At 63.6% G+C, this 26,621-nt stretch carries 22 protein-coding genes; 16 read left to right on the top strand and 6 right to left on the bottom strand.

Annotated features, from left to right (window positions below; genetic code table 11):
* Positions 1 to 117: 117 nt before the first annotated feature.
* Together F3J45_RS24980 and F3J45_RS24975 are read left to right on the top strand one after the other, a co-directional pair.
* Positions 118 to 912, top strand: a complete 795-nt coding sequence (locus F3J45_RS24980) for a dienelactone hydrolase family protein (protein WP_167069475.1) — start codon at positions 118 to 120, stop codon at positions 910 to 912.
* Between the two features lie 109 nt (positions 913 to 1,021).
* The gene (locus tag F3J45_RS24975; RefSeq protein WP_167069472.1) at positions 1,022 to 1,723 is read left to right on the top strand and encodes a 4'-phosphopantetheinyl transferase; all 702 of its coding nucleotides are present in this window, start codon (positions 1,022 to 1,024) and stop codon (positions 1,721 to 1,723) included.
* A gap of 3 nt (positions 1,724 to 1,726) precedes the next feature.
* On the opposite strand, the gene F3J45_RS24970 is transcribed toward F3J45_RS24975, so the two are convergent.
* Together F3J45_RS24970 and F3J45_RS24965 are read right to left on the bottom strand one after the other, a co-directional pair.
* The gene (locus F3J45_RS24970; protein ID WP_167069470.1) at positions 1,727 to 3,334 is read right to left on the bottom strand and encodes an ATP-binding protein; all 1,608 of its coding nucleotides are present in this window, start codon (positions 3,332 to 3,334) and stop codon (positions 1,727 to 1,729) included.
* On the bottom strand, positions 3,331 to 4,029 hold the full coding sequence (locus tag F3J45_RS24965) for a response regulator transcription factor (protein ID WP_167069468.1): 699 nt from the start codon (positions 4,027 to 4,029) through the stop codon (positions 3,331 to 3,333). Before F3J45_RS24965 ends, F3J45_RS24970 begins: the two co-directional genes overlap by 4 nt.
* An 868-nt stretch (positions 4,030 to 4,897) precedes the next feature.
* Between F3J45_RS24965 and F3J45_RS24960 the strand changes: the two genes are divergently transcribed.
* The 14 genes from F3J45_RS24960 (at position 4,898) to F3J45_RS24900 (ending at position 21,864) form a co-directional block, all read left to right on the top strand.
* A complete protein-coding gene (locus F3J45_RS24960; RefSeq protein WP_167069466.1) occupies positions 4,898 to 7,777 on the top strand; it encodes a ribonucleoside-diphosphate reductase subunit alpha in 2,880 nt (959 codons plus the stop codon).
* A 1,165-nt stretch (positions 7,778 to 8,942) separates the two neighbouring features.
* Positions 8,943 to 10,193 (top strand): ribonucleotide-diphosphate reductase subunit beta, encoded by a 1,251-nt coding sequence (locus tag F3J45_RS24955; RefSeq protein WP_167069464.1) that lies wholly within the window; start codon positions 8,943 to 8,945, stop codon positions 10,191 to 10,193.
* A gap of 195 nt (positions 10,194 to 10,388) precedes the next feature.
* Positions 10,389 to 10,886 carry a Bro-N domain-containing protein gene (locus tag F3J45_RS24950; protein WP_167069462.1) on the top strand — a complete coding sequence of 166 codons (498 nt, stop codon included), beginning with the start codon at positions 10,389 to 10,391 and terminating at the stop codon, positions 10,884 to 10,886.
* 516 nt (positions 10,887 to 11,402) lie between these two features.
* On the top strand, positions 11,403 to 11,705 hold the full coding sequence (locus F3J45_RS24945) for a helix-turn-helix domain-containing protein (RefSeq protein ID WP_167069460.1): 303 nt from the start codon (positions 11,403 to 11,405) through the stop codon (positions 11,703 to 11,705).
* Positions 11,705 to 12,091 (top strand): HipA N-terminal domain-containing protein, encoded by a 387-nt coding sequence (locus F3J45_RS30620; RefSeq protein WP_205300670.1) that lies wholly within the window; start codon positions 11,705 to 11,707, stop codon positions 12,089 to 12,091. Before F3J45_RS24945 ends, F3J45_RS30620 begins: the two co-directional genes overlap by 1 nt.
* Positions 12,012 to 12,851 (top strand): type II toxin-antitoxin system HipA family toxin, encoded by an 840-nt coding sequence (locus tag F3J45_RS24940; protein WP_205300669.1) that lies wholly within the window; start codon positions 12,012 to 12,014, stop codon positions 12,849 to 12,851. The genes F3J45_RS30620 and F3J45_RS24940 overlap by 80 nt, the downstream gene beginning before the upstream one ends.
* A 976-nt stretch (positions 12,852 to 13,827) precedes the next feature.
* Positions 13,828 to 15,072, top strand: coding sequence for an OprD family porin (locus tag F3J45_RS24935; RefSeq protein WP_167069458.1), 1,245 nt, complete (start codon positions 13,828 to 13,830; stop codon positions 15,070 to 15,072).
* A 242-nt stretch (positions 15,073 to 15,314) separates the two neighbouring features.
* Positions 15,315 to 16,121 carry an NAD(P)-dependent oxidoreductase gene (locus F3J45_RS24930; protein WP_167069456.1) on the top strand — a complete coding sequence of 269 codons (807 nt, stop codon included), beginning with the start codon at positions 15,315 to 15,317 and terminating at the stop codon, positions 16,119 to 16,121.
* 30 nt (positions 16,122 to 16,151) lie between these two features.
* Positions 16,152 to 17,027 carry an SMP-30/gluconolactonase/LRE family protein gene (locus F3J45_RS24925; RefSeq protein ID WP_167069454.1) on the top strand — a complete coding sequence of 292 codons (876 nt, stop codon included), beginning with the start codon at positions 16,152 to 16,154 and terminating at the stop codon, positions 17,025 to 17,027.
* A 75-nt stretch (positions 17,028 to 17,102) separates the two neighbouring features.
* On the top strand, positions 17,103 to 18,074 hold the full coding sequence (locus F3J45_RS24920; protein WP_167069452.1) for a TRAP transporter substrate-binding protein: 972 nt from the start codon (positions 17,103 to 17,105) through the stop codon (positions 18,072 to 18,074).
* A gap of 67 nt (positions 18,075 to 18,141) precedes the next feature.
* Entirely contained in the window at positions 18,142 to 18,669 is a 528-nt protein-coding gene (locus F3J45_RS24915) for a TRAP transporter small permease (protein ID WP_167069450.1), read from the top strand.
* Positions 18,670 to 19,950, top strand: coding sequence for a TRAP transporter large permease (locus tag F3J45_RS24910; RefSeq protein ID WP_167069448.1), 1,281 nt, complete (start codon positions 18,670 to 18,672; stop codon positions 19,948 to 19,950).
* A 121-nt stretch (positions 19,951 to 20,071) separates the two neighbouring features.
* Positions 20,072 to 20,992 (top strand): DMT family transporter, encoded by a 921-nt coding sequence (locus F3J45_RS24905; protein WP_167069446.1) that lies wholly within the window; start codon positions 20,072 to 20,074, stop codon positions 20,990 to 20,992.
* On the top strand, positions 20,992 to 21,864 hold the full coding sequence (locus F3J45_RS24900) for an aldose 1-epimerase (RefSeq protein WP_167069444.1): 873 nt from the start codon (positions 20,992 to 20,994) through the stop codon (positions 21,862 to 21,864). The genes F3J45_RS24905 and F3J45_RS24900 overlap by 1 nt, the downstream gene beginning before the upstream one ends.
* On the opposite strand, the gene F3J45_RS24895 is transcribed toward F3J45_RS24900, so the two are convergent.
* The 4 genes from F3J45_RS24895 to F3J45_RS24880 all read right to left on the bottom strand — a co-directional run bounded on the left by F3J45_RS24895 (position 21,852) and on the right by F3J45_RS24880 (position 26,190).
* Positions 21,852 to 22,748 (bottom strand): LysR family transcriptional regulator, encoded by an 897-nt coding sequence (locus F3J45_RS24895; protein ID WP_167069442.1) that lies wholly within the window; start codon positions 22,746 to 22,748, stop codon positions 21,852 to 21,854. The two genes, F3J45_RS24900 and F3J45_RS24895, sit on opposite strands and share 13 nt — an antisense overlap.
* A 116-nt stretch (positions 22,749 to 22,864) precedes the next feature.
* Positions 22,865 to 24,865: a pyridoxamine 5'-phosphate oxidase family protein gene (locus tag F3J45_RS24890; RefSeq protein WP_167069440.1), complete on the bottom strand. Its 2,001-nt coding sequence runs from the start codon at positions 24,863 to 24,865 to the stop codon at positions 22,865 to 22,867.
* A gap of 26 nt (positions 24,866 to 24,891) precedes the next feature.
* Complete coding sequence (locus F3J45_RS24885; protein WP_167069438.1) at positions 24,892 to 25,515, bottom strand: glutathione S-transferase family protein; 624 nt, start codon at positions 25,513 to 25,515, stop codon at positions 24,892 to 24,894.
* 120 nt (positions 25,516 to 25,635) lie between these two features.
* Positions 25,636 to 26,190 carry a UPF0149 family protein gene (locus tag F3J45_RS24880; protein WP_167069436.1) on the bottom strand — a complete coding sequence of 185 codons (555 nt, stop codon included), beginning with the start codon at positions 26,188 to 26,190 and terminating at the stop codon, positions 25,636 to 25,638.
* Between the last annotated feature and the right edge of the window lie 431 nt (positions 26,191 to 26,621).

Genomic DNA, 26,621 nt, shown 5'->3' with positions numbered 1-26,621 from the left:
CAGTTGAATGCGCTGTTGCGGTCTGGAAGCTAGAGTAAGCAGGGTGCCCTGAACCGCGGCTGAACCCTGGCTGAACCGCGGCTGAACGATTCGAGTGCAAAACAAGGAGTAGTGACCATGCGCGCCCTGCTGGCCGTAGTTCTGATGTGCAGCGCCGCCCTCGCCCAAGCGGCAGTGCAGACCCGAGAAATTCGTTACCAGGACGCCGACGGCACCGCGCTGATCGGCTACTACGCCTACGACGACGCGGTGAAGGGCGAACGCCCGGGCATCCTGGTGGTGCACGAATGGTGGGGCCTGAACGACTATGCCAAGCGCCGCGCCCGCGACCTGGCTGCCCTGGGCTACAGCGCCCTGGCCATCGACATGTATGGCAACGGCAAGCACACCGAACACCCGCAGGATGCCCAGGCCTTCATGGCCGAGGCGATGAAAGACCCGGATGCGGCGGCCAAGCGTTTCGACGCCGGGCTCGACCTGCTCAAGCGCCAGCCCTACACCAACCGCCATGAGCTGGGCGCGGTGGGGTACTGCTTCGGCGGCAAGGTGGTGCTGGACGCTGCGCGCCGGGGCGCGAGGCTCGATGCCGTGGTGAGCTTCCATGGCGCACTGGCCACCCAGACGCCGGTGGAGAAGCCTGGCGTGGTGCGGGCCTACATTCTGGTCGAGCACGGCGCGGACGACAGCATGGTCACCCCGCAACAGGTGGACGCCTTCAAGAAGGAAATGGATGCGGCCAAGGTCAATTACCAGTTCGTCAGCATTCCCGGGGCCAAGCACGGGTTCACCAACCCCGATGCCGACCGGTTGAGCCATGGCGACCACGGTGGGCCGGACATCGGCTACAACGAGGCGGCGGACAAAAGCTCGTGGGCGGACATGCAGACGTTCTTCAAGCAGGTGTTCAAGTAATTATCGCTGGGGCCGCTGTGCGGCCCTTCGCGGGGCCGGCACGCCCCTGCAAGAAGGTGAGCTGCGCCGCATCTCCCACACAAGGCTCACGGCTGGCACAATAGCCGCCATGAACAGAATCCCCGCCTGCTGCGCCCCACTTCAGCACCACTGGCCCCTGCCCCGCCCGTTGCCTGGCGCGGTGCTGGTCAGTTGCGCCTTCGACCCTGCCCATCTGGCTGCCGACGACTTCCAGCGCGCCGGCATCGTGCCCAGCGCCAGCCTGCAACGCTCAGTGGCCAAGCGCCAGGCCGAATACCTGGCCGGGCGCGTCTGTGCCCGCGCCGCGCTGCAGCGCCTGGATGGCCGCGATTACGTACCTGGCACCCACGCGGACCGCGCGCCGATCTGGCCCGCCGGCATCCATGGCTCGATCACCCACGGTAAAGGCTGGGCCGCCGCCGTGGTGGCCGCCGACGGCAGCTGCGGTGGCATCGGGCTGGATCAGGAAGCGCTGCTCGATGACGAGCGCGCCGAGCGCCTGATGGGCGAAATCCTGACACCACCCGAACTCGAACGCCTGGACCGCAGCCAACTCGGCCTGGCCGTCACCCTGACCTTCTCGCTCAAGGAAAGCCTGTTCAAGGCCCTGTACCCGCTGACGGGCCAGCGCTTCTATTTCGAACATGCCGAGGTGCTGGAATGGTCGGCCGATGGCCTGGCGCGCCTGCGCCTGCTCACCGACCTCTCTGCCCAATGGCACCACGGCGTGGAACTGCAGGGCCAGTTCTGCGTGCAGGACGGCCACCTGCTCAGCCTGATCAGCGTCTAAGCCTTACTGCGCGGCTTGCTCGCGCGGCCAGGTGAGGCTGAAGCAGGCACCGCCCAGCGCCTCGCTGCGCCCTACCGTGGCGCGGCCGGCGTGCCAGTAGATGATCCGCCGCACGATCGACAGGCCCAGGCCATGGCCGCCCGAGGCGCGGGTGCGGCTGTCGTCCAGGCGGGTGAAGGGGGTGAAGATGCGGTCCCAGAAGCCTTCCGGGATACCCGGGCCATCGTCTTGCACATCGATGCGGCAACGCTGCTGGCCCAACTGGTAGCTCAAGCGCACCTCACTGGCAGCGTGGCGCAGGGCATTGCTCACAAGGTTCTGCAGGGCGCGGTGCAGGTAGCGGGGTTCGGCCTCCACCCAGGCCCCGTCGTGGCCCTGGCACTCGCCGCGCACCAGGCGCACTTTACTGTTGAGCGGCGCCAACTCCTGGATCACCCGGCCGAGCAAGGCGTCGAGGTCGACGCGCTGGAACTTCAGGGCCGGTGCGCCCTGCTCCAGGCGGGCGTAGGTCAGCATCTCGTCCACCAGCTTGTCCAGGTCCTGGATGTCGCCATCCATGCCGGCCAGGTGCTTGGCGCGGGCTTGCTCGGTGCTGGCGCTTTCGAGCATTTCCAGGCCGAAGCGCAGCCGCGCCACCGGCGTGCGCAGCTCGTGGGACACGGCACGCACCAGTTCGCGTTGCATACTCAGCGAGCGCTGCAGGTGTTCGGCCATGCCATTGAAGGCCGCCGCCAGGCGCCCCACCGAGTCGGCGTCGCCGGCCGGCACACGGGTGTCGAGGCTGCCCTGGGCGATGCGCGTGGCCGCAACCTCCATGCCCGACACCCGTCGCTCCAGCTGGCGCACCAGCAAGTACACCACCAGACCGATCAGGCACAGGCCCAGGCAGGCGATCAGCACCAGCAACTGCGGCGGGTACGGGTTTAATTGATACAGCGGGCCGATTTCCAGCACCAGGGGCGAGCCCGGCAGGCCGGCGAACACGCGGATCGAGTCGCCATCGCGGCCCAGCGCCATGACCGTGTCGCCCTCCTCTACCCGGCGGCGCTGGTCATCGTCCAGGCCCGCGCGCTCGATGCGCTGCAGGGCCACGCCAAAGCCGAAGCCCTTGCTGCGGGTGATGTCCGCCAGGCGCTGCGGCTGCTCGGTCACCGGGTAGCGCACCAGTTCGTCGGCCAGCAGGTACAGGGTGGCGCGCGCCAATTGCTCGCTGACCTGCTTGACCTGCGCCACCAGCAGCCACTCTTCCTGGCCGACCCTGCGCAGCACCTGGGCGGCGTGCGGGCCGGTCTTCTCCACCACCACCAGGCCGCGCTGCAGGCGTGCGCGCTGGCCGCCGTCGAGGGTGCGCGCGGTGATCGGCTGCAAGACCAGCGGCACCCCGAGCAGGCGCTCCCAGATCAGCAGCGAGCGTTTGCGTTCGGTGTCGTTCTGCTGCGCCAGGTTATCGGCCATCAGGCTGAAGGTGCCCTGGGCCAGGCGTTCGCGGTGCTGGGCGGCGCGCACTTCGTTGACCAGGTGCAGGCTGAGCGCCCCGAGCAGCGCCACCAGCACCAGCACGCCGAGCATGCCGCCGTAGATGCGCAGGAAGATCGAGCGGTTGAGGTTCATGGCGCCTCGCCGACGAACAGGTAGCCCTTGCTGCGCAGGGTCTTGATCAGCCGCGGCTGGAGGGGATCGTCGCCGATCTTGGGGCGGATTCTGGAGATGCGCACGTCGATCGAGCGGTCCTGGCCGTCGTAGCCCACACCCCGCAGCGCGGTGAAGATCTGCTCGCGGGACAGTACCCGCCCGGCATGGCTGGCCAGCAGCCAGAGCAGGTCGAACTCGGCGCCGGTAAGGTCGATGGGGTGCTCGCCAAGCCACGCCTCGCGCAGGCGGTTGTCGATGCGCAGGGCGCCGAAGGCCAGGGCCTGGCGCTTGTTGTCGGGGCTTTCGCTGCGCCGCAGCAGGGCCTGGATGCGCGCCAGCAGCAAGCGCGGGCGCACCGGTTTGCAGACGTAGTCATCGGCCCCCAGGTCCAGGCCCTGAACCTGGTCGAGCTCGTCGCTGCGCGCGGTGAGCATGAGGATCGGGCCGGGGTACTGGCTGCGTACCCGGCGGCAGATGCTCAGGCCATCTTCGCCGGGCAGCATCAGGTCGAGAATCACCAGGTCTGGCTGGCTGTCGACGATGCGCCGCGCGGCACGGGCGCCATCGCCCTCCACCGCCACCTCGAAACCATTGCCTTGCAGGTATTCGGCGGTGAGTTCGGCCAGGCGCTGGTCGTCTTCGACGATGAGGATGCGGTTGCTGGGTTGGTCCATGGCGGTTGTCTTTTTTATTGGGGGCGCGGTAGGGCTGAGGGTAAGGCTGTAGATGTCTGGCGTCCATGAGATCGAGCGCCGCCCGCGCGGCGCATCGCAGGCAAGCCTGCTCCTACATCTGTTTCGGGCCAATGTTCATGTTGCCTGCGCGCGCGCCCCCCTGGCGTACGACACGATATCGTGGTGAACGAACAGGGCGGTCGCGCGCAATGGCACAGGCGTAACTGGCCCGAAACAGATGTAGGAGCAGGCTTGCCTGCGATGCGCCGCGCGGGCGGCGCTCGATCTCAAGGCACACGCCCCTCAAAAGCCGTACACCTACGCCCCTCGACTGAACCGTTTTTTGTGATAGGGTTCGCGCCCGAAATTTTCTGCCTGGGGGCAGCGGGCGAGAGAAAAATAGTGCAAACCCCTTGGCACTAGGCCTACAGCGATTACCCACTATTCACACACAAAGTACGCACAAGTTATCCACAGGCGATTGCCTTGCAAAGACCCCTGGACCGCATTATCTTGTATCCCCAGCGCAGCAAACCACTAGATGTTGGGTTTCACCCACCAACGCCAAGCATGAGTCAGCAGAGAAATTCAAGCGATTTTTCTGGCAGAACTCGTTGTGGTTTCAACGATCAAACCGCTCCTAGCGGAAACTGAACAGCCTGTTTTGGCCTATGCCAGAGCATTTGACTTCGGCCAGGGAGCGGCAAGGTTCTTGCCCCTAATTCCTGATCTGTCCCGAAGTCGGTACGCCCGAGCGGGTGGATGCGCGTGCATGACGCATCCTCGCCAGGGCCATCGAGCAAGTGGACGGAACGGTGGGCGCCCATAAGGCGCCTGAACACTATAGAAACTGTGGAGACACCCACCCATGCAAACCGACACAACTCGCGAGAACCCGCAGGCCAAAGCGCCCCAGGCCGCCGAATCCAACCAGGATCTGGCCGCCACCGCGCCGGGCCAACTGCGCGTGATCAAGCGCAACGGCACTGTCGTCCCCTACACCGACGACAAGATCACCGTGGCCATCACCAAGGCGTTCCTCGCAGTTGAAGGCGGCACCGCCGCCGCCTCGTCGCGCATCCACGACACCGTCGCGCGCCTGACCGAGCAGGTCACCGCCACGTTCAAGCGTCGCATGCCATCGGGTGGCACCATCCACATCGAAGAAATCCAGGACCAGGTCGAACTGGCCCTGATGCGTGCCGGCGAGCAGAAAGTCGCCCGTGACTACGTGATCTACCGCGAGCAGCGCGCCAAGGAGCGTGCCACCCGCGTCAGCACCGACGCCGTGGTCGAGCCGCACCCAAGCATCCGCATCACCCTGGCCGACGGCAGCCTGGCGCCGCTGGACATGGCGCGCCTGAACACCATCATCAGCGAAGCCTGCGAAGGCCTGGCCGAAGTCGATGGCGACCTGATCCAGCGCGAAACCCTGAAGAACCTGTACGACGGCGTGGCCATCAAGGACGTCAACACCGCCCTGGTGATGACCGCCCGTACCCTGGTCGAGCGTGAGCCGAACTACTCGTTCGTCACCGCCCGCCTGCTGATGGACACCCTGCGCGCCGAAGGCCTGGGCTTCCTGAACGTCGCCGACAGCGCCACCCACCACGAGATGGCCGACCTGTACGCCAAGGCCCTGCCGGCCTACGTGGCCAAGGGTATCGAGTTCGAGCTGCTGAACCCGGCGCTGGCCGACTTCGACCTGGAAAAACTGGGCAAGGCGATCAACCACGAGCGCGACCAGCAGTTCACCTACCTGGGCCTGCAAACCCTGTACGACCGCTACTTCATCCACAAGGATGGCGTGCGCTTCGAGCTGCCGCAGGTGTTCTTCATGCGTGTGGCCATGGGCCTGGCGCTGGAAGAGAAAGACAAAGAAGCCCGTGCGATCGAGTTCTACAACCTGCTCTCGTCGTTCGACTACATGGCCTCGACCCCGACCCTGTTCAACGCCGGCACCCTGCGCCCGCAACTGTCGAGCTGCTACCTGACCACCGTGCCGGACGACCTGTCGGGCATCTACCACGCGATCCACGACAACGCCATGCTGTCGAAATTCGCCGGTGGCCTGGGCAACGACTGGACCCCTGTGCGTGCACTGGGCTCCTACATCAAGGGCACCAACGGTAAATCCCAGGGCGTCGTGCCGTTCCTGAAAGTGGTCAACGACACCGCCGTTGCCGTGAACCAGGGTGGCAAGCGCAAAGGCGCCGTGTGTGCCTACCTGGAAACCTGGCACCTGGACATCGAAGAATTCATCGAGCTGCGCAAGAACACCGGTGATGACCGCCGTCGTACCCACGACATGAACACCGCCAACTGGATCCCTGACCTGTTCATGAAGCGCGTCTTCGATGACGGCAAGTGGACCCTGTTCTCGCCATCGGAAGTGCCAGACCTGCACGACCTGACCGGCAAGGCCTTCGAAGAGCGCTACGAGTACTACGAAGCCCTGACCGAGTACAACAAGATCAAGGTGTTCAAGACCATCCAGGCCAAAGACCTGTGGCGCAAGATGCTGTCGATGCTGTTCGAGACCGGCCACCCATGGCTGACCTTCAAGGACCCGTGCAACCTGCGCTCGCCGCAGCAGCACGTGGGCGTGGTCCACAGCTCGAACCTGTGCACCGAGATCACCCTGAACACCAACAAGGACGAGATCGCGGTCTGCAACCTGGGCTCGATCAACCTGCCGAACCACATCGTCGACGGCAAGCTGGACACCGCCAAGCTGCAACGCACCGTGAACACCGCCGTGCGCATGCTCGACAACGTGATCGACATCAACTACTACTCGGTGCCGCAAGCGCGTAACTCGAACTTCAAGCACCGCCCGGTTGGCCTGGGCATCATGGGCTTCCAGGACGCGCTGTACCTGCAGCACATCCCGTACGGCTCCGACGCGGCCGTCGAGTTCGCCGACAAGTCGATGGAAGCGGTCAGCTACTACGCGATCCAGGCTTCCTGCGACCTGGCCGACGAGCGTGGCGCCTACGAGACCTTCCAGGGTTCGCTGTGGTCCAAGGGCATCCTGCCGCTGGATTCGCAACAGATCCTGATCGAGGCCCGTGGCCAGAAGTACATCGACGTCAACCTGGAAGAGTCCCTGGACTGGGCGCCGGTGCGTGCCCGCGTACAGAAAGGCATTCGTAACTCGAACATCATGGCCATCGCGCCAACCGCGACCATCGCCAACATCACTGGCGTTTCGCAGTCGATCGAGCCGACCTACCAGAACCTGTACGTGAAATCGAACCTGTCGGGCGAGTTCACCGTGATCAACCCGTACCTGGTCCGCGACCTGAAGGCCCGTGGCCTGTGGGACTCGGTGATGATCAACGACCTGAAGTACTACGACGGTTCGGTGCAGCAGATCGAGCGTATCCCGCAAGAGCTCAAAGACCTGTACGCCACCGCGTTCGAAGTGGAAACCAAGTGGATCGTCGACGCCGCCTCCCGTCGCCAGAAGTGGATCGACCAGGCTCAGTCGCTGAACCTGTACATCGCCGGCGCCTCGGGCAAGAAGCTGGACGTGACCTACCGCATGGCGTGGTACCGTGGCCTGAAAACCACCTACTACCTCCGTGCCCTGGCCGCCACCAGCACCGAGAAGTCGACCATCAACACCGGCAAGCTCAACGCCGTATCCAGCGGCGGCGACAGCGCCCCGGTCCAGGCAGCGGGCCCAGCGCCAGTGCCAAAGGCCTGCGCGATCGACGAGCCGGATTGCGAAGCCTGCCAGTAAGGTGAAAAAAGGGCGATCGAAGGGGTAACCCTTCTATCGCCCTTTTTATACTGACTTGTGTTCAACAGAAGAAGCCGGGAGGATTTAGCGCCCGGCTTTTTCTTTTGTAGTGACAACATGGGCAGCGCTTTAAAACTATGGCACCCCAGCCATTTGATTGACCATCACAGCCTTCCGCGAATCACATCAACCAGTTTATTTAGCACGCCCTCTTCGTATTGGCGCTCATAACAGCCAGGCTGATTCGGCGGAGTGGCGTCGCATGCAATGCTGTGAACGTTACCGCGACCGCCGTAGGGGCTATTGAAGAAGTGGGAGCAACCACAGAGCATACATACTGCTAAAGCGATTAATAGTTTTTTCATGACCAGTACACTGTAATTTGTTTTTCTCTGCGCATGAACAATCGTATTGAGCAGGGTAAGTGTTTCAACTATGGATCCTTCTGGAGTGGTTCATGAACAGACTGCTCCAAAGGTCGTCAGCTGTAGAACCATACCAGTAGCCAGCAGGCCTTGATGCAGGACGGTTCTGGTTGGTGCGTGGGATTTGGTGCAAGGCCTACCATTGAAGCGAGTGACCGCTCACCCCTGCCCTGAGATTTTTGCACCTTGCGAAGCCATCACACGGCTTGAGCGCCTCATCACCTCTGGAACAGGATGAGTTGCAGGTCGCGCAGGCGGGTGTGGCGCACGAGTGCCAACCCACCCTTTCGCGCCTACGCAAGCAGCTCGCAAACGACCCGACATCCCGTAGTGCGGGCCTTCAGGGCGCGGACTCTCGCTTTGATGTCGAAAACCATCGAACACAATATGCTGTGCCGAAAAATATGAACTGGCACAACATATAGGATGGCGCTACACTTCCCCTCCGTAGGATTCGGAAAGAGCCAGCCGAACGGAAGCGCGCCACACCGGTCGAAAATTTACCTTCACCCGCAAGACACGCGCCCCGATCGAAAGCGAATTCCGGTATACTCCGCCCCCTCTGAAAAGGGCACCCATTCATGTCCCTGGCCCCTTCCCAAGGCCTGGCCAGGCACAAGCCAGATGTAACGAGAGTCAGCCTCTCAGCTGTCCATTCGCCGTAACGGCCTTGCGTCAGGCATCACATTCTTAAAATCCAACCGGTTGCCCCAGGGCGACCCTCAAGCAGGAGCCAAACCATGCTGAGCTGGGACGAATTCGACAAAGAAGACGGCGAAGTCGCCGCCAAAGGCAACACCCCTGCGCAGGCCTCTGCCGCTGCCACCCTCGACAAGCTCGACAGCGCCGGTGGTGCTGCCGCCCTGGAAGCCCGTGCGGCCACCGCGACCGACTCGGACGCGGTAAAGCGCGCCAAGGCTGCCCTGGACGCCCTCGACATCGCCGAAGGCCTGGCCGAGCTGGAAGGCTCCTCGGCCCGTGTTGCGGTTGACGAAAAGCGCATGATCAACTGCCGCGCCGATCTCAACCAGCTGGTTCCATTCAAGTACGACTGGGCCTGGCAGAAGTACCTGGACGGCTGCGCCAACCACTGGATGCCGCAAGAGGTCAACATGACCGCCGACATCGCCCTGTGGAAGAGCATGGACGGCCTGACCGAAGACGAGCGCCGCATCGTGATGCGTAACCTCGGCTTCTTCTCCACCGCCGACTCGCTGGTTGCCAACAACCTGGCCCTGGCCGTGTACCGCCTGATCACCAACCCGGAGTGCCGCCAGTACATTCTGCGCCAGGCCTTCGAAGAGGCGATCCACACCCACGCCTACCAGTACTGCATCGAGTCGCTGGGCATGGATGAAGGCGAGATCTTCAACATGTACCACGAGATCCCGTCGGTGGCGAAGAAAGCCGCCTGGGGCCTGAAGTACACCCGCGCCATCTCCGACCCGGAATTCAACACCGGCACCGTCGAGACCGACAAAGAGCTGCTGCGCAACCTGATCGCCTACTACTGCGTGCTGGAAGGCATCTTCTTCTACTGCGGCTTCACCCAGATCCTGTCGATGGGCCGCCGCAACAAGATGACCGGCGTTGCCGAGCAGTTCCAGTACATCCTGCGTGACGAGTCGATGCACCTGAACTTCGGTATCGACGTGATCAACCAGATCAAGATCGAGAACCCGCACCTGTGGGATGCGGCGATGAAGGAAGAAGCGACCCAGATGATCCTGCAAGGGACCCAGCTGGAGATCGAATACGCCCGCGACACCATGCCACGCGGCGTACTGGGCATGAACGCAGCGATGATGGAGGACTACCTCAAGTTCATCGCCAACCGTCGTTTGACTCAGATTGGCCTGAAGGAAGAGTACCCAGGGACTACCAACCCGTTCCCTTGGATGAGCGAGATCATGGACTTGAAGAAAGAGAAGAACTTCTTCGAGACGCGGGTGATCGAGTATCAAACGGGTGGTGCGTTGAGCTGGGACTGATTGTTCGAGCTGATCGTCGAGAAGGCTGCCGTATGGCAGCCTTTTTTATTGCAAGGAAATAGAGGACGCGTCCTACAGGCTCCAACCTTGCCTCTCCTTTGAGATCGCGATAGCGTTTTCCAGCGCTTAAGAACGCTCACATAGCGGCATCCCGTTCCCGTCAGAAACGGCTCTCCCATATCAGGATGGCCAAGCATGGACAGTCTCTATACACCTACCCTCTTCACCCGCAACAACCGCCCTCTTAATACCCTCTGGCTCGAATCCCAAGCCTGGTTCTGCGCCCACGAACTCGGCCGGCTGAGCGCTCGTTTCTTCGACGAACACTGCATCCGCAAGCTCGACTCAGACCAGTACCGTACCGTGCAGCTGCTGCGCTACGGGCATTACCAGGAAACCACGATGGTCAGCGAGTCCGGGGCGTATACCTTGCTGGCGCATCACCATGTGCCGGAGAACCGCCATTTGCGCTGGTGGCTGACCCATGAGGTGGTGGCGATGCTGCGTGATGGCCAGGTGGATGGGGAAGCGGATACGCCGCGGTTGGGGCGGATGTGCTGGCCTGGAGGGCGGACGGCGACGCTGTTGTATTGGCAGAGTGAGTCTTGGGTGAGGATGCGGGATATGCCGGTGGTGATGGCGGCTGAAGGTGATGGGATCGCACCGCTGGCGCTCAGGTTGCATGGAATATAGCTGACCTGTGCAGTTACTGTGGGAGCGGGCTTGCCCGCGAACACCGGCGAAGCCGGTGCCTGCCACCGAGTTGTCTGCTTCGCGGGCAAGCCCGCTCCCACAGGTTCTGCGTGTAGCCAGAGTTCGGCTATTCCTGCAATGGACTCATCGATGGCAAGGCCAGCACCTACAGAAATTACGAAACCTTTCGGAGCAACTGTCTTGCTCAGAATTTAAAAAGCCTGCGTGATCCAGTAGTAGCTAGCGTAGCTCGCGATGGGCTGCGCAGCGGCCCCTGGTTCTCAGCTTCGCAGCCAATATTGCCGGGGCTGCCTTGCAGCCCATCGCGAGCTGCGCTAGCTCCTACAGAGACTGCGCAGCCCCCTGCAAATACCGGCGGAGCTGGTGCCATTCACCGCGCAGGCCTGATGTGAGAATTGGCACTGGGTAGCGCTCAAAAAACCGAAGCAACCCAAAGCATAAGAGCTGCTATAGTAGTTTTTATCTAGCATAAGAACTGTTTTAGCAGGCCTTAAAATGAATATTTTTCCTTTAGCGTGTGCCGACAGGCTAATGAAAATAGGGCTTCTGGCCAAAACCAGGCGACTAGAGCGAAAAATTCGCCAAAAAGACCTGGCCGCCCAATCCGGATTATCCATCACGACGCTCGCGAAAATCGAATCCGGTACGCCTACCGTAGAGATGCGCAGCTATATGATCGCGCTATGGCATCTCGGCCTGCTCGACGAGGTATTCCAGGATGTGCCGATGTCTTCTCCGGCCTCCTTCGCCACTGAGCACAGGGTACGCCTCAAGAACGTGACCGAGGACGACTTCTGATGACAACCATCTACCTCTACATGCAAATGCCAGATTCACTCGAGGTCGCCACCATCGGACGACTGAGCGTGGAGAATAACATCGGCGAATTCGTCTACAACCCCACCCACGTAGACGCCGGTGGCTGGGTGCCTGATGCGTCACGCTATCCCCTTCGATCACAACCCTACAAACGCATCACCAAGAACCGGGGCATCCCCGGCTTTATCCGGGATGCAGCGCCAGATGGCTGGGGGGAGCGCCTGGTTACACGGGAGCATGGGGATCAGAAAGAGGCTGTCAGCTTCATTCTGAAATCGCCAAACCATGACCGTACTGGAAGCCTTCATAAAGTTCGCGGACGGGGTACAAGGTGGATTCCCGCGCGACACCGACAAAGCCACTAAAGCAACGCTGCAACAACGGTCGTCGCTCGGTGGGGCTCGCCCCAAATGCACACTGATCAATGAAGACCGGCTACTGCTGGCCAAACCACGTGACCGCCACGATGCCTATGATGTTCCAGCACTTGAACACGCCTGCATGACATTTGCGGCGAACAAAGGCATGAACGTGGCAACGGTACAGTTACATCGTGGCCGGGTGAACACGTTGCTGGTCGAACGCTTTGACCGGAAATCCGCTGCCGGCGGACATTTCTACCGTATCCCGATGTTGAGCGGTTTAACGTTGCTTGATAGCGACTGGAACAACCCGTCGGGATGGGCACAGGAGTGGCACTATGGTTTGCTGGCAGACGAAATGAGCCGGCGTGGCGTGCCTGACAAGGACCTCCAAGAGCTGTTCAAGCGCATCTGCTTCAACATTTTGGTCGGCAACGATGATGATCACCCGAAAAACGTGGCCGTGCTTTATCGGAACGGCACCTGGAGGCTGTCCCCCATGTATGACGTGCTGCCAACCACCGAAGGGGCAGCACCCAACAGCCTCGCCATGGGGGTCGGGAGTTTCGGAAAGGAACTGTCGCGGCGCAATTTGCTGAGCCAGGTTGGCCACTATGGCCTATCTCAAGCTCTGGCGCAGTCCATCCTTGATGAGGTGGCGGGATGGGAATCGGAGTTGGCGGCGCACTATCGGCAGCATCTGCAACCTGCTGAACTTGAACTTGCTTTGGCTGCGATGGGCGCTGGCAAGCTGCGAGCTTGAGTCACTGCTCACTGGCTGGCGGACCTAGAGATCTTCCAAGTGCACCCGAACGCGCTGCGGGCAAGCCAGTCGTTTTTTCACTGTGGCCAGGAGGTCTGGATTCTGGCCAGCATGCCCCACACGACGAGAGCCCTTGAAGGGCTCAGCTGTTGCCTGGGGCACTCGTCGCATTTTCTTGGTCTGAGGCATATCTGGATTTTCAGTTTCTGCACGAGACTCTGAAGGCAAGCTTAGCGGGCAGCCTCAAACCGCAAATGAGGTAGAGACCTCGCCCACGCCGACAAGAGGGGTACGACACACTGTGTTGCCATGTGCCGGGACTGGACATGCCAGTCTACGTGGTCGAGGGCGAGGCCGTTGGTGAGTATAAGAACGTATCCCGAAAAGTACCACCCCGGGAGAGCAGTCCCTCAGCAGCCAGCTTGCCCCGAGAACAGCGGCGAAGGCGTTGCCATAGACCGCGTTGCCTGCTTCGCGGCGGTTCGACGCCTCGACAAACCCGCCCCCACAGGACCCGGTAGGAGCGAGCGCAGCTCGCGATGGGCTGCATAGCAGCCCCAGCACTATGAGCCACGAGGCTGAAACCCTGGGGCCGCTGCGCGCCCCATCGCGAGCTGCGCTCGCTCCTACCGCGGCGCTGGCCTGGAGATGGGCGCTTGATCGGCAACCCAGGGTTGTGGTGTAGGTCAAGCGCCGGTGGGCGCGTATCGCATTTTTGGGCACTCACGCATTGCGGCGCGCCCGCTGGCTATAAGTCATCAGCACGGGCCGAAACGGCAGCTTGCCTGGTTCTCTTGTCATAGTACGACCTGAAAAAAAGCCAAGCCCCTGAGATAGAGCCATCGCTGCCTATATTTCACTTGACGCCTCGCAATTATTGCTATTCAGAGCGTTGACAGGCAGTTATCCGCTTGTTAAAAATCGCCACAGTTGTACGACAACACATAACAAAAACAACAATCGTGGATGGATTCCCATGTCGAAAATCTGCCAGAACCACCTGCCCTTCGCGCTGATCGGTGCCGGGCTGCTCGCTGCTGTGCCTGACGTCGGCGTGGCCGAGGGTTTTGTCGAAGACAGCAAGGCCGTGCTTGGCCTGCGCAACTTCTATATCAACCGCAATTTCACCAACCCGGCCAACCCGCAAGCCAAGGCCGAGGAATGGACCCAGAGTTTTATTCTCGATGCCCGTTCCGGCTTCACCGAGGGGCCGGTGGGCTTTGGCGTGGATGTGCTGGGGCTGTGGTCGCTCAAGCTCGATGGCGGCGGCGGCACCTACGGCACGGCGCTGCTGCCGCGCCACGACGATGGTCGGCCTGCCGGTGACTATGGGCGCCTGGCGGTGGCGGGCAAGGCACGCATTTCCAAGACGGAACTGAAAGTTGGCGAGTGGATGGTGGTGCTGCCGATTCTGCGCTCGGACGACGGCCGCTCGCTGCCGCAAACCTTTCGCGGTGGCCAGGTAACCTCCAGGGAAATCGCCGGCCTGACCCTTTACGGCGGCCAAATGCGCGGCAACAGCCCACGCAATGACGCCAGCATGGAAGACATGAGCTACGGCGGCGGCGTGTCGGACCGCTTCAACTTCGTGGGCGGCGAATACACCTTCAACCAGGACCGCACGATGGTTGGCGCGTGGAATGCAGTGCTCAAGGACGTCTACGAGCAGCAATACCTGCAACTGACCCACAGCCAGCCCGTTGGCAGCTGGACCTTCGGCGCCAACCTGGGCTACTTCCACGGCGGCGAAGACGGCTCGGAACGCGCCGGCAAGCTGGACAACAAGACCTACTCCGGGATGTTCTCGGCCAAGTATGGCGGCAACACCTTCTGGGTGGGGCTGCAGAAGGTCGACGGCGACACCTGGATGCGGGTCAACGGCACCAGTGGCGGCACCTTGGCCAACGACAGCTACAACTCAAGCTTCGACAACGCCAACGAACGCTCGTGGCAGGTGCGCCACGACTTCAACTTCGTCACCCTCGGGGTGCCGGGGCTGACGCTGATGAACCGCTATATCAGCGGGCGCGACGTGCACACCGGGGCGGTGACCGATGGCAAGGAATGGGTGCGTGAGTCGGAGCTGGCGTACGTGATTCAGAGCGGGCCGTTCAAGGACCTGAGCGTGAAATGGCGCAACTCGACGATTCGCCGGGACTACAGCAACAACGAGTTCGATGAGAACCGGGTGATCTTCAACTATCCGCTGTCGTTGTTGTGAGCTGGAGGCTGCATTACCTCCTGTAGGAGCGGGCTTGCCCCGCGAAGCAGGCGATGCCGTGGATGGCACCGGCTGCGCCGGTGTTCGCGGGGCAAGTCGGGTCGCCGCACCGCCGCTCCTACAAGGTGGGCAGGCAGTGATGCAAAAGCCACACACGCAGCATTGACAAGCGCCGAAACCGCTGCCGATAATCAAGCTAGTCATACGACAACTTACAACAATTAACAACAAGTAGAGCCGCCATGACCACAACCCCCTTCAAGCGCCTGCTGCTCACCGGAGCCGCAGGCGGCCTGGGCCAGGTGCTTCGCCAACGCCTCAGCGGTTGCGCCGAGGTGCTGCGCCTGTCCGATATCGCGCCCATGGCCCCGGCCAGCGGGCCCCATGAAGAAGTCGTCCCTTGCGACCTGGCCGACAAGGCCGCAGTCCACGCCCTGGTCGCCGGCGTCGATGCCATCGTGCACTTCGGCGGCGTGTCGACCGAGCATGCGTTCGAGGACATCCTCGGCCCCAACATCTGCGGCGTGTTCCACATCTATGAAGCCGCGCGCCAGCATGGGGTCAAGCGCATCATCTTCGCCAGCTCCAACCACGTGATCGGCTTCTACGGCCAGGACCAACGTATCGACGCCCACGCCCAGCGCCGGCCCGACAGCTACTACGGCCTGTCCAAATGCTACGGCGAGGATGTCGCCAGCTTCTACTTCGACCGCTACGGCATCGAAACCGTCAGCATCCGCATCGGCTCATCCTTCCCCGCGCCGCAGAACCCACGCATGCTCTGCACCTGGCTGAGCTACGACGACCTCACCCAGCTGATCGAACGTGGCCTGTTCACCGCCAATGTCGGCCACACCGTGGTCTACGGCGCCTCCAACAACCGCATGGTGTGGTGGGACAACCGCCATGCCGCGCACCTGGGCTACCAGCCCAAGGACAGCTCCGAGGTATTCCGCGCCGAGGTGGAAGCCAAACCGGCCCCCGCCGCCGATGACCCGAGCATGCGCTACCAGGGCGGGGCCTTCGTCGCCGCCGGCCCCTTTGCCTGACGCCACACCTTTTTGCCAGGAGGCTCCAACATGCACTGCGAACTGATCGTCGACGCCCGCAACGGCACCGGCGAAAGCCCGGTGTGGCACCCCACCGAACATGCCCTGTACTGGGTCGATATCCCGGCCCGCCAGCTGCACCGCTGGCAAGACGGCGCTCATCAGGTATGGCTGGGCGAGGAAATGCTCGCCTGCATCGCCCGTAGCGCCGAGGGCTGGGTGGCAGGCATGCAAAGCGGCGTTTTCACGCTGCAGCCCAAGGCCGATGGCCGCCTCGACAGCCGCCTGCTGTGCAGCGTGGAACACGCCCAACCGGGCATGCGCTTCAACGACGGGCGCTGCGACCGCCAGGGCAGGTTCTGGGCGGGCACCATGCTCATGGACATGCAGCAAGGCGCCCATGTTGGCGCCCTGTACCGGGTGGATGGCGAAGGTGCCCTGCACCAGCAACTCCAAGGCATGATCGTTCCCAACGGCCTGGCCTTCAGCCCTGACGGGCGGCGCATGTACCTGTCCGACTCGCACCCCAACGTGCAGAAAATCTGGGCCTTCGACTACGACACCGACAGCGGCACGCCGCACAACCAGCAGCTGTTCGTCGACCTGCGCGCCTACCCCGGCCGCCCGGACGGCGCCGCCGTCGACGCAGACGGCTGCTACTGGATCTGCGGCAACGACGCAGGCCAGGTCCACCGCTTCACCCCGGACGGCCGCCTGGACCGTTCGCTCAGCGTGCCGGTGAAGAAGCCGGCGATGTGCGCCTTCGGTGGCGCCAACCTCGACACCCTGTTCGTCACCTCGATCCGCCCCGCCGGCATCGACCTCAGCGACCAGCCCCTGGCTGGCGGTGTGTTCGCCCTGCACCCCGGCGTCCAAGGCCTGGAGGAACCTGCCTGGCGGGGCTGAATGCAACCCTGCGCAGTACCGCGGCACCCAACACTTACGCGCGAAACCGGATAATAAAAAACACGGAGTTTCACCATGACCTTCAAACGCAAGCTGCTTCTTGCCGTACTCCCCTTCGCTTTCAGCCTGTCTGCGCCAGCCTCGGCGCTGGACATCAAGTTCGCCGAGATTCACCCCGCCGGCTACCCGACCGTGGTGGCCGAACAGAACATGGGCAAGAAGCTCGAACAGGCCAGCAATGGCGACATCACCTTCAAGATGTTCGCCGGCGGCGTACTGGGCTCGGAAAAGGAAGTGATCGAACAGGCGCAGATCGGCGCCGTGCAGATGACCCGGGTGAGCCTGGGCATCGTCGGGCCGGTGGTGCCAGACGTGAACGTGTTCAACATGCCGTTCGTGTTCCGCGACCATGCACACATGCGCAAGATCATCGACGGTGACATCGGCCAGGAAATTCTCGACAAGATCACCAACTCCGAATTCAACCTGGTGGCCCTGGCCTGGATGGATGGCGGCTCGCGCAGCCTCTACACCAAGAAGCCGGTGCGCAGCCTGGAAGACCTCAAGGGCATGAAGATCCGCGTGCAGGGCAACCCGCTGTTCATCGACATGATGAACGCCATGGGCGGCAACGGCATCGCCATGGACACCGGCGAGATTTTCAGCGCCTTGCAAACCGGGGTAATCGACGGCGCCGAGAACAACCCGCCCACCCTGCTCGAACACAACCACTACCAGAGCGCCAAGTATTTCACCCTCACCCACCACCTGATCCTGCCCGAGCCTGTGGTGATGTCCAAGACCACCTGGAACAAGCTCAGCCCCGACCAGCAGGCACTGGTGAAAAAGGTCGCCCGCGAGGCGCAGATGGAAGAACGCGCACTGTGGGATGCCAAGTCCGCAGCCAGCGAAGAGAAACTCAAGGCCGCCGGTGTCGAGTTCATCACCGTCGACACCAAGCCGTTCTTCGAGGCCACCGCCTCGGTACGCGAGAAGTACGGCGCGCAGTACGCCGACCTGATGAAGCGTATCGACGCGGTCGAGTAAGCCCGGCCCCTTTTCCAAGATGACCTCGGCAGCGTGGCCACGCCACCCTGCCGCTTTGGTGATGCCTATGAAAATGCTCTTCCTGCGCGTCAACGACACGCTGTACCGCGCCTGCATCTGGGTGGCCGGCCTGTCGATCCTGACCATGTCGCTGATCATCCCCTGGGGCATCTTCGCCCGCTACGTGCTCGGCACCGGTTCCAGTTGGCCGGAGCCGGTGGCGATCCTGCTGATGGTGCTGTTCACCTTCATCGGCGCCGCCGCCAGTTACCGCGCCGGGGCGCACATGGCGGTGGCGATGATCACCGACCGCCTGCCCGAGGGTACCCGCCGCCTGGTGAATGTGCTGACGCAACTGCTGATGGTGGCGGTGTGCGTGTTCATGACCTGGTACGGCTACAAGCTGTGCGTCACCACCTGGAACCAGTACATGGCCTCGCTGCCCAGCGTGCGGGTGGGCATGAGCTATGCGCCCATCCCGGTAGGCGGTGTGCTGACGCTGATCTTCGTGCTGGAAAAACTCCTGCTGGGCGACCAGAGCCAGCGCAGGGTGGTGCGTTTCGACCTGGTGGAAGAAAGCGAGGGGGTGGCGTAAATGGATGCGTTCATTCTGTTGGGCAGCTTCATCGCCCTGATTCTGCTGGGCATGCCGGTGGCCTACGCCCTGGGCCTGTCGGCGCTGATCGGTGCCTGGTACATCGACATCCCGCTGCAGGCGATGATGATCCAGGTGGCCAGTGGGGTTAACAAGTTCTCGCTGCTGGCCATTCCGTTCTTCGTGCTGGCCGGGGCGATCATGGCCGAGGGCGGCATGTCGCGGCGCCTGGTGGCCTTTGCCGGGGTGCTGGTGGGCTTCGTGCGTGGCGGGCTGTCGCTGGTCAACATCATGGCCTCGACCTTCTTCGGCGCTATCTCCGGCTCGTCGGTGGCCGACACGGCCTCGGTGGGCTCGGTGCTGATTCCGGAAATGGAGCGCAAGGGCTACCCGCGCGAATTCTCCACCGCCGTCACCGTCAGTGGCTCGGTGCAGGCGCTGCTGACCCCGCCCAGCCACAACTCGGTGCTGTACTCGCTGGCGGCCGGGGGCACGGTGTCGATCGCCTCGCTGTTCATGGCCGGGGTCATGCCGGGGCTGCTGCTGAGCGCGGTGATGATGGGCCTGTGCCTGATCTTCGCCAAGAAGCGCGACTACCCCAAGGGCGAGGTGATTCCACTGCGCCAGGCGCTGAAAATCGCCGGCGAGGCGCTGTGGGGCCTGATGGCCATGGTGATTATCCTGGGCGGCATCCTGTCGGGGGTGTTCACCGCCACCGAGTCGGCGGCGGTGGCGGTGGTGTGGTCGTTCTTCGTGACCATGTTCATCTACCGCGACTACAAGTGGCGCGACCTGCCCAAACTGATGCACCGCACGGTGCGCACCATCTCGATCGTGATGATCCTGATCGGCTTCGCCGCGAGCTTCGGCTACGTGATGACCCTGATGCAGATTCCGTCGAAGATCACCACGGCGTTCCTGACCCTGTCGGACAACCGCTACGTGATCCTGATGTGCATCAACTTCATGCTCCTGCTGCTGGGCACGGTGATGGACATGGCGCCGTTGATCCTGATTCTGACGCCGATTCTGCTGCCGGTCATCAGCGGCATCGGCGTGGACCCGGTGCACTTCGGCATGATCATGCTGGTGAACCTGGGGATAGGGCTGATTACCCCACCGGTGGGCGCGGTGCTGTTCGTGGGCTCGGCAATCGGCAAGGTGAGCATCGAAGCCACGGTGAAGGCGCTGTTGCCGTTCTACCTGGCGCTGTTCCTGGTGCTGATGGCAGTGACCTACATTCCGGCGATTTCGTTGTGGCTGCCTAGCGTGGTCTTGTAATCGCAATGGGGGGCCGTTTTGCGGCCCATCGCCGGCAAGCCAGCCCCCACCTGTAGGCGCTGGCTTGCCTGCGATGGGCTGCAAAGCAGCCCCCGGTTCTCAATGCAAACGGATCCTGCACATGGCTGTTTCTTCCTCTGCTGCAACCCTCTTCCCACGCAAGCTCGCGGTCGCCCTGTTGGCCCTGCTGGCCTGCGCGTTCGCCGGCAACCACATCGCCGCACGCATCGCCTTCGACGACAACACCGGCGTGCTGCTGGCCATTCTCTGCCGTTCGGGTATCACGTTCCTGGTGCTGGCCAGCCTGCTGCTGTGGCAGCGCCAGCCCCTGGGCTTGCCGAGCGGCACCCGCCGCTGGCAACTGCTGCTGGGCCTGTTGATCGCCACCCAGAGCCTGTGCCTGTATTCAGCGGTGGCGCGTATTCCGGTGGCCCTGGCGCTGCTGGTGGGCAACACCTTCCCGATGCTGCTGGCGCTGCTGACCTGGGCCTTGGGCGGCCCCCGGCCCGGCGGGCGCACGGTGCTGTTCATGGGGCTGATTCTCAGCGGCCTGGTGCTGGCGCTGGACGTGCCGGGCCACCTCGGCGCCAGCAGCGGCGCCAACCCGCAGTGGGCCAGCGGCGTAGGCCTGGCCTTCGGCGCCGCCTGCGTGTTCGCCTGCGCGCTGTGGATCACCGACCACAAGCTGGCCAGTGTGCGCGGCCCGGTGCGCAGCCTGCTGACCTTGTTGATCGTGTTCAGCAGCATGTTGCTGGCAGGTGTCAGCGGGGTGATGCCGTCTGGCCTGTCGCTGCCGGGCAGCAGCAGTGGCTGGCTGGCCCTGGCCAGCCTGGTGGTGCTGTACGGCATTGCCTTCAGCCTGCTGTTCGTCTGCGTGCCACGGCTGAACATGGCGCAGAACGCGCCGGTGATGAACGTCGAACCGATCGCCACACTGGTGCTGGGCTGGGCCTTGCTGGAACAACAATTGAACACCCTGCAGCTGCTGGGCGGCGCCGTGGTGGTGTGCGGCATCGTCCTGTTGACCTACCGGAGGCCCTGATGAGCGTGCCCCTGCTGCACCTGCAAGACCACCTGACCCGGCTGACCCTCGCCCCCAGCCTTGGCGCCAGCCTGGTCAACTGGCAGGCCAAGGCCACCGGCCAGGCCCTGCTGCGCCCTGCCGACCCCACCGCGTTGGCCAGCGCCAGCCCAAGGCGCCTGGGCGGCTACCCGCTGGCCCCGTGGTCCAACCGCATCGGCGACGGCGGTTTCGCCAACCCCGACGGCTGGCTGGCCCTGGCACTGAACACCGAGCACGACCCCTACCCCATCCACGGCAGCGCCTGGCAGCAGGCCTGGCAGGTGGCGCACCACAGCGAACGGCGGGCGCGGCTGACGCTGGACAGCCAGGTGCCGTTCGCCTACCAGGCCACCCTCGATGTGCACTTGCTGGCGGGTTGCCTGAACCTCGACCTGCACGTGACCCACCGCGATGCCCGGCCGATGTGGCATGGCCTGGGCCTGCACCCGTATTTTCCCCGTCACCGCGAAACCCGGCTGCACGCCCCGGCGCACAGCGTGTGGCTGGCCGAGCAAGGCCAACTGCCGACGCGCCAGGCGCCGATCCCCGCGCAGTGGAATTTTGCACGCCTGCTGGCGCTGCCCGATGACACCGTCGACCATGCGTTCAGCGGCTGGGCTGGAGAATGCATGATCGCGCAACCGGGCTACCGCCTGGCCTGTCGCGCCACGGGCGCCGGGCACTTCCTGCTGTTCTGCCCCGCCGGCCAGCCGTTCTTCTGCTTCGAGCCGGTCAGCCACCCGATCAACGCCCACCACCTGCCCGGGCGGCCTGGGCTGAAGCTGCTGGAGCAAGGCCAGGCCCTGAGCCTGGGCTTGCGCCTGCACTACCAGCCCGATCAGTCCAGCTGATGGCCACGCAACTGCTGGGCCAGCATGTCGACGAATGAGCGCACCTTGGCCGAGCCGTACTTGCTTTCCCGGTGCATCACATGGATCGGCCACGGCGCTTCTTCGTAGTCGGCCAGAAGCACCTGCAACTGGCCGTTGGCGATCTCCTCCACCACCTGGTACGACAGCAGGCGGGCGATCCCCAACCCACCCACGGCGGCGGCGATGGCGCTGTCGTTGCTGGTGACCGTCAGGCGCGGCTTCATGCGCACCAGGGTTGGCTCATCGGTGACGCCAAAGCGCCAGCCGGCCCGTGGCGACAGGTTGGTGGTGGCGATCACCGCGTGGGTGTGCAGGTCCGAGGGGTGCTGTGGCACGCCATGGCGCGCCAGGTAATCGGGGGATGCGCACAGCATGCGCCGCACCCGGCCTACGCGCAGGGCCTTGAGCCCGGAGTCGGGCAACGGGCCGATGCGCACGGCAACGTCCATGCCCTCCTCGACCAGGTTGACGATACGGTCGAGGAAGTAGGCCGACACGTCCACCTCGGGGTATTGCTGCAGGTAGCGCACGATGCAGGGCATGACGAATTTCCTGCCGAACAGGATCGGCGCGGTGACTGCCAGCTCGCCCTTGGGCGTGGCGTTGATGCCGGCGGCGGCTTCGTTGGCCTCGTGGATGCTGGCAAGGATCAGGCGGGTGTCTTCCAGGTAGCGGCCACCGGCCTCGGTCAGGCGCACGCTGCGGGTGGTGCGCAGCAGCAGCTTGACCCCCAGCTGCTCTTCCAGGGCGCTGACGGCGCGGGTAACGGCTGCGGGCGAGATGTCCAGGTGGCGGGCGGCGGCGGCGAAGCTTTCCAGCTCGCCGACGGCGACGAACACCTTCATCAGGTGGATCTGGTCCATGCGGGGTCCTGGGCCTTGGGGGGTGGGGGGATTATCGGGTATTTGCGGTGCCTGTGCCGGCCCTTTCGCGGGGCAAGCGCGCTCCTACATCCGCGAAAGGGCCGGCACAGGCAACCTCACAACGCCAGCACCAACGCCTGCGCCGGCACCGCACAGCAGATCAACGCCGTCCCCGCCTCGGGCATCTCGGCTGGCGGGTTGGGGTAATGCACCGCCCCGCTCACCACCTTGGTCTTGCACGTCCCACACGACCCGCCCCGGCAGCTGAACTCCGGCGTCAGCCCACGGGCCTCGGCCAGCTCCAGCAAGGTTCCGCCGCCCGGCGCCCAGCGCGCCTCCTTGGCGGAGCTTGCGAAATACACCGGCACCGGCTCACTCGCCGCTGGCGGCTGTTGCAGCGTCGGCTGGTGGTCATCGCCATGGCGCCTGAGGGTCGAGGGGCCGAAGGCTTCTGCGTGAATCCGTGCATCTGGCACATGCACCCCACGCAAGCCTTGGTAAAGGTTCTGGGTGAAGCTGGCCGGGCCACACAGGTAGAAGTCGTAGTCATCCAGCGCCAGCACCGCCTTGACCTGCGCGATACCCAGGCGCCCGGCCTGCTCGTAGTCGCGGCCCAACACGGCATCGGCCTCAGGCTGGCTCAGCGAGCGGTGCAGGCTCAACAGGCCACCGGCCTGCCCACGCAGCGCCTCCAGTTCGTGCTGGAACGGCAGGTCTGCCAGGCTGCGCGCCCCGTGGAACAGGTGAATACGCCGCCCCCGCGCCAGGGCCAGCTGTTCGCGCAGCATGGCGATCAGCGGTGTGATGCCCACCCCTGCACCAATCAGCACCAGGGGCCGGCAGCTTTGCGGGTCGAGGGTAAAGCTGCCCATGGGCACACGTACGTCGAGCACATCGCCCACCTTCACCTGCTCGTGCAGGTAGCGCGACGCCGGGCCCTGGGCCTTGACGCTGATACGCAAGTAGCCATCCGAAGGCGCGCAGGACAGGCTGTAGGTACGAATCAACGGCGCTTGGTCGCCCTGCGGAATCCGCACCGGTATGTGCTGCCCCGGCGCAAAGCTCACCGGCGCTGGCGGGGCCAGGTAGAACGAACGGATATCGCGGCTTTCCTGCTCCACCCGCTGCACCTGCCAACCCTGCCACTGGCGCTGCCGCTCGCGCTGCTGCAGGCGCTGCTGCGCTTCGGCCCAGGTGCCGGTGGCAAGGCTGGTGGGGGCGTATTCATTGAAGGCCCAACGCAACGACACCGCCGCCCGGCGCAGCACCACCTGCTCGATGTCCAGCGTCCACAAGCGCTCGGCGCCCTCGAAGGCCTGGATCAGCGGGCTGTCGAGGATAACCTCGGCACGCCCGCTCACTTGCAACAGGTTGCCGTTGCTAAAGTCGACGAACAGCAGCCCGGCCACTGGGTTCTCCAGCAGGTTGCCCAGGGTGTTGAAATGCAGGTTGCCCGCGTAGTCGGGGATGGTCAGGCGGTTGCCTTCGACCCGCACGAAGCCGGGCCGGCCACCCCGGTGGGAAACGTCCACTGCCCGCTGGCCATCGGCGTGCTCGATGTAGCTGGCAACGAAGAAGGTGTCGGCCTGGGCGATCATCTGGGCGGTGCCCTCGTCCAGCGCCTGGGCATCGATGCGCCCCTGTGCCGGGGCATCGACCCGGCGGTAGTCACGCAGCTGGATGTACTGCGGGCAGTTGCCGAAGGACTGTTCCACCGTGACCGCCAACTGGCCGCTACGGGCGGTGTGAATACGCCCGTTCATGCGGTTGCGCCGGCGTGTGTGCAGTTCGATGCCGAGCAGACCAATGGCCTCGCCGGCGGCAAGGCCCGGGGTTGCCGGGTCGTCGCCGGCAAGCCGGGTGTCGATCAGCAGTTGCCGAGGGTCCGGTGAGCTGACGAAGCCTGGCGCGCCTTCGAGCAGGGTCGCCCAGGGTTTGCCTTGCGCATCCACCGCGCCCGCCACAATGAACGGCAACTGCTGGTAGAACTGCCGATGCTGGTCGGGCATGTGGTCACGAATCACCTTGGGCCCGAACACATCCATGCGTTCCGACACACCGACCTTTTCTTGCAGGGTTTTCTCCCCGGCGTGCCAGGGTGAAGGCAATGTTTGCATGGCGGCAGTCCTTCGGTTCAGGCGCCTCAGGCGCTGGCTTGCAGGCCTACGGCCGTGCGTGGCATGGCGACGAAACCTGGCAGCGCCTCGATCCGCGCAAGCCACGCGCGCACGTTCGGGTAGGGCTCCAGCGAAACATTGCCCTCGGGGGCGTGGGCGATGTACGAGTAGTTGGCGACATCGGCGATGGTCGGTTGGCTGCCGGCCAGGAATGCGGCCTTGGCCAATTCGCTGTCGATCACCTTGAGCAGGGTGTGGGCGCGGCCAATCACTTCATCGGGATTGAATGCGGCCCCGAACACGGTCACCAGGCGCGCGGCTGCGGGGCCGAACGCCAGCGGGCCGGCGGCCACCGACAGCCAGCGCTGCACGCGGGCAGCCGCCACGGGGTCGTGGGGCAGCCACTGGCCGGAGGGGTCGTAGGTGCTGGCGAGGTAGACGAGGATGGCGTTGGAGTCGGCAATCACGGTGCCGTTGTCATCGATCACCGGCACCTGGCCGAAGGGGTTGAGGGCGAGGAATTCGGGTTGCTTGTGCGCACCCTTGGCAAGGTCGACGAACACCTGCTCGGCGGGCAGCCCAAGCAGCGACAGCATCAGCTCGATGCGGTGGGCGTGGCCGGACTTGGGGAAGTTGTAGAACTTGATCATGGCTGGGCTCCAAGGTGACACCGGGGTGGTATCGGGTGGAGCCCATGCTGCGCCGATTCGGCGGCAAGCAGAATCAGCGCAGCGGGGAAACCATAATTTCGCCTGGCGAAATAATGCGTGTCAGTGGCGCTGCTGCTTCTGGTAGCGGTACAGGCCGCGGGCGGCTTCAATCACATGGGGCACGCAGGCCTGCAGTTCATCGAAGCTCATGGCATCGAGCACTTCGACGTTATCTTCCAGGCCATGCAGCGAGATGGCCTTGAGCAGTTGGTCCTGCTCCGGCGGCAGTGCTTCCCAGCCCGCCACCTGGGTGCCGCGCATGTAGCCAAAGCACCATTCTTCCATGATGATCGCCGGGCCCTCCTCGGCCTCGCTTTCCTCGAACAGCGGCTCGAAGCCGTCGAGGTCATCGGCCAGTTGCTCGGCGACCTGGTAGGCATAGCGCAGCATCAGGGCGGTGTAGGCCTCTTCATGGGCGGGCTTCTTGAACTTGGGCACCTTGCCGCCAGCGACGGTGGGCAGCCACTGCTCCGGCAGTATCTCCACCGGCGAGCTGGCCAGGGCGGTGAAAAAGCCGTTCAGCTCGGCCAGGTTGAGCACCGAATAGTCGTTGCCGTAGGTGATCAGCAGGTCTTCGAGACGGTCGAGTTCTTTTTCGCTGAGCGCGGGGAGCATGGGTAAAAATCCTGGAAAGCAAAGATGTGTGCACCCTAGCACAGGACGGCTCGAAGCAAGCCCGCCGCCACGCTTCGGCGGGCAATTTCCTTGCTGCCACCCAATGTGAATATCGAGGCTGGCACGATCGACACGATTGCGCGCAGATATCACAGGAGTAAATGGATCGAAACAGATGTAGGAGCAGCGGTTCGGTGGTCCGACTTGCCTGCTCCTACCTATTTGGAAAGCGGGCAGCCCATGGCTGGATGGTTATGCGTTGACCCTATGGTCATGGTCGCGTGCTCTGAAGGAACGCGGGAGGATGGCACCGGCTTCGCCGGTGTTCGCGGGGCAAGCCCGCTCTCATCAAACAAAATGCAACCCACTGATTTTTAAGGCACTCAGGCAGCGACAAGTTGATACCCCAGTTTCCGGGCTTTGCGCAGCAA

Source organism: Pantoea sp. Ap-967 (assembly GCF_011752565.1).
Lineage (GTDB): Bacteria > Pseudomonadota > Gammaproteobacteria > Pseudomonadales > Pseudomonadaceae > Aquipseudomonas.
The sequence above is the reverse complement of the archived record's forward strand: the minus strand, read 5'-3'. Positions and strand labels throughout refer to the sequence as shown.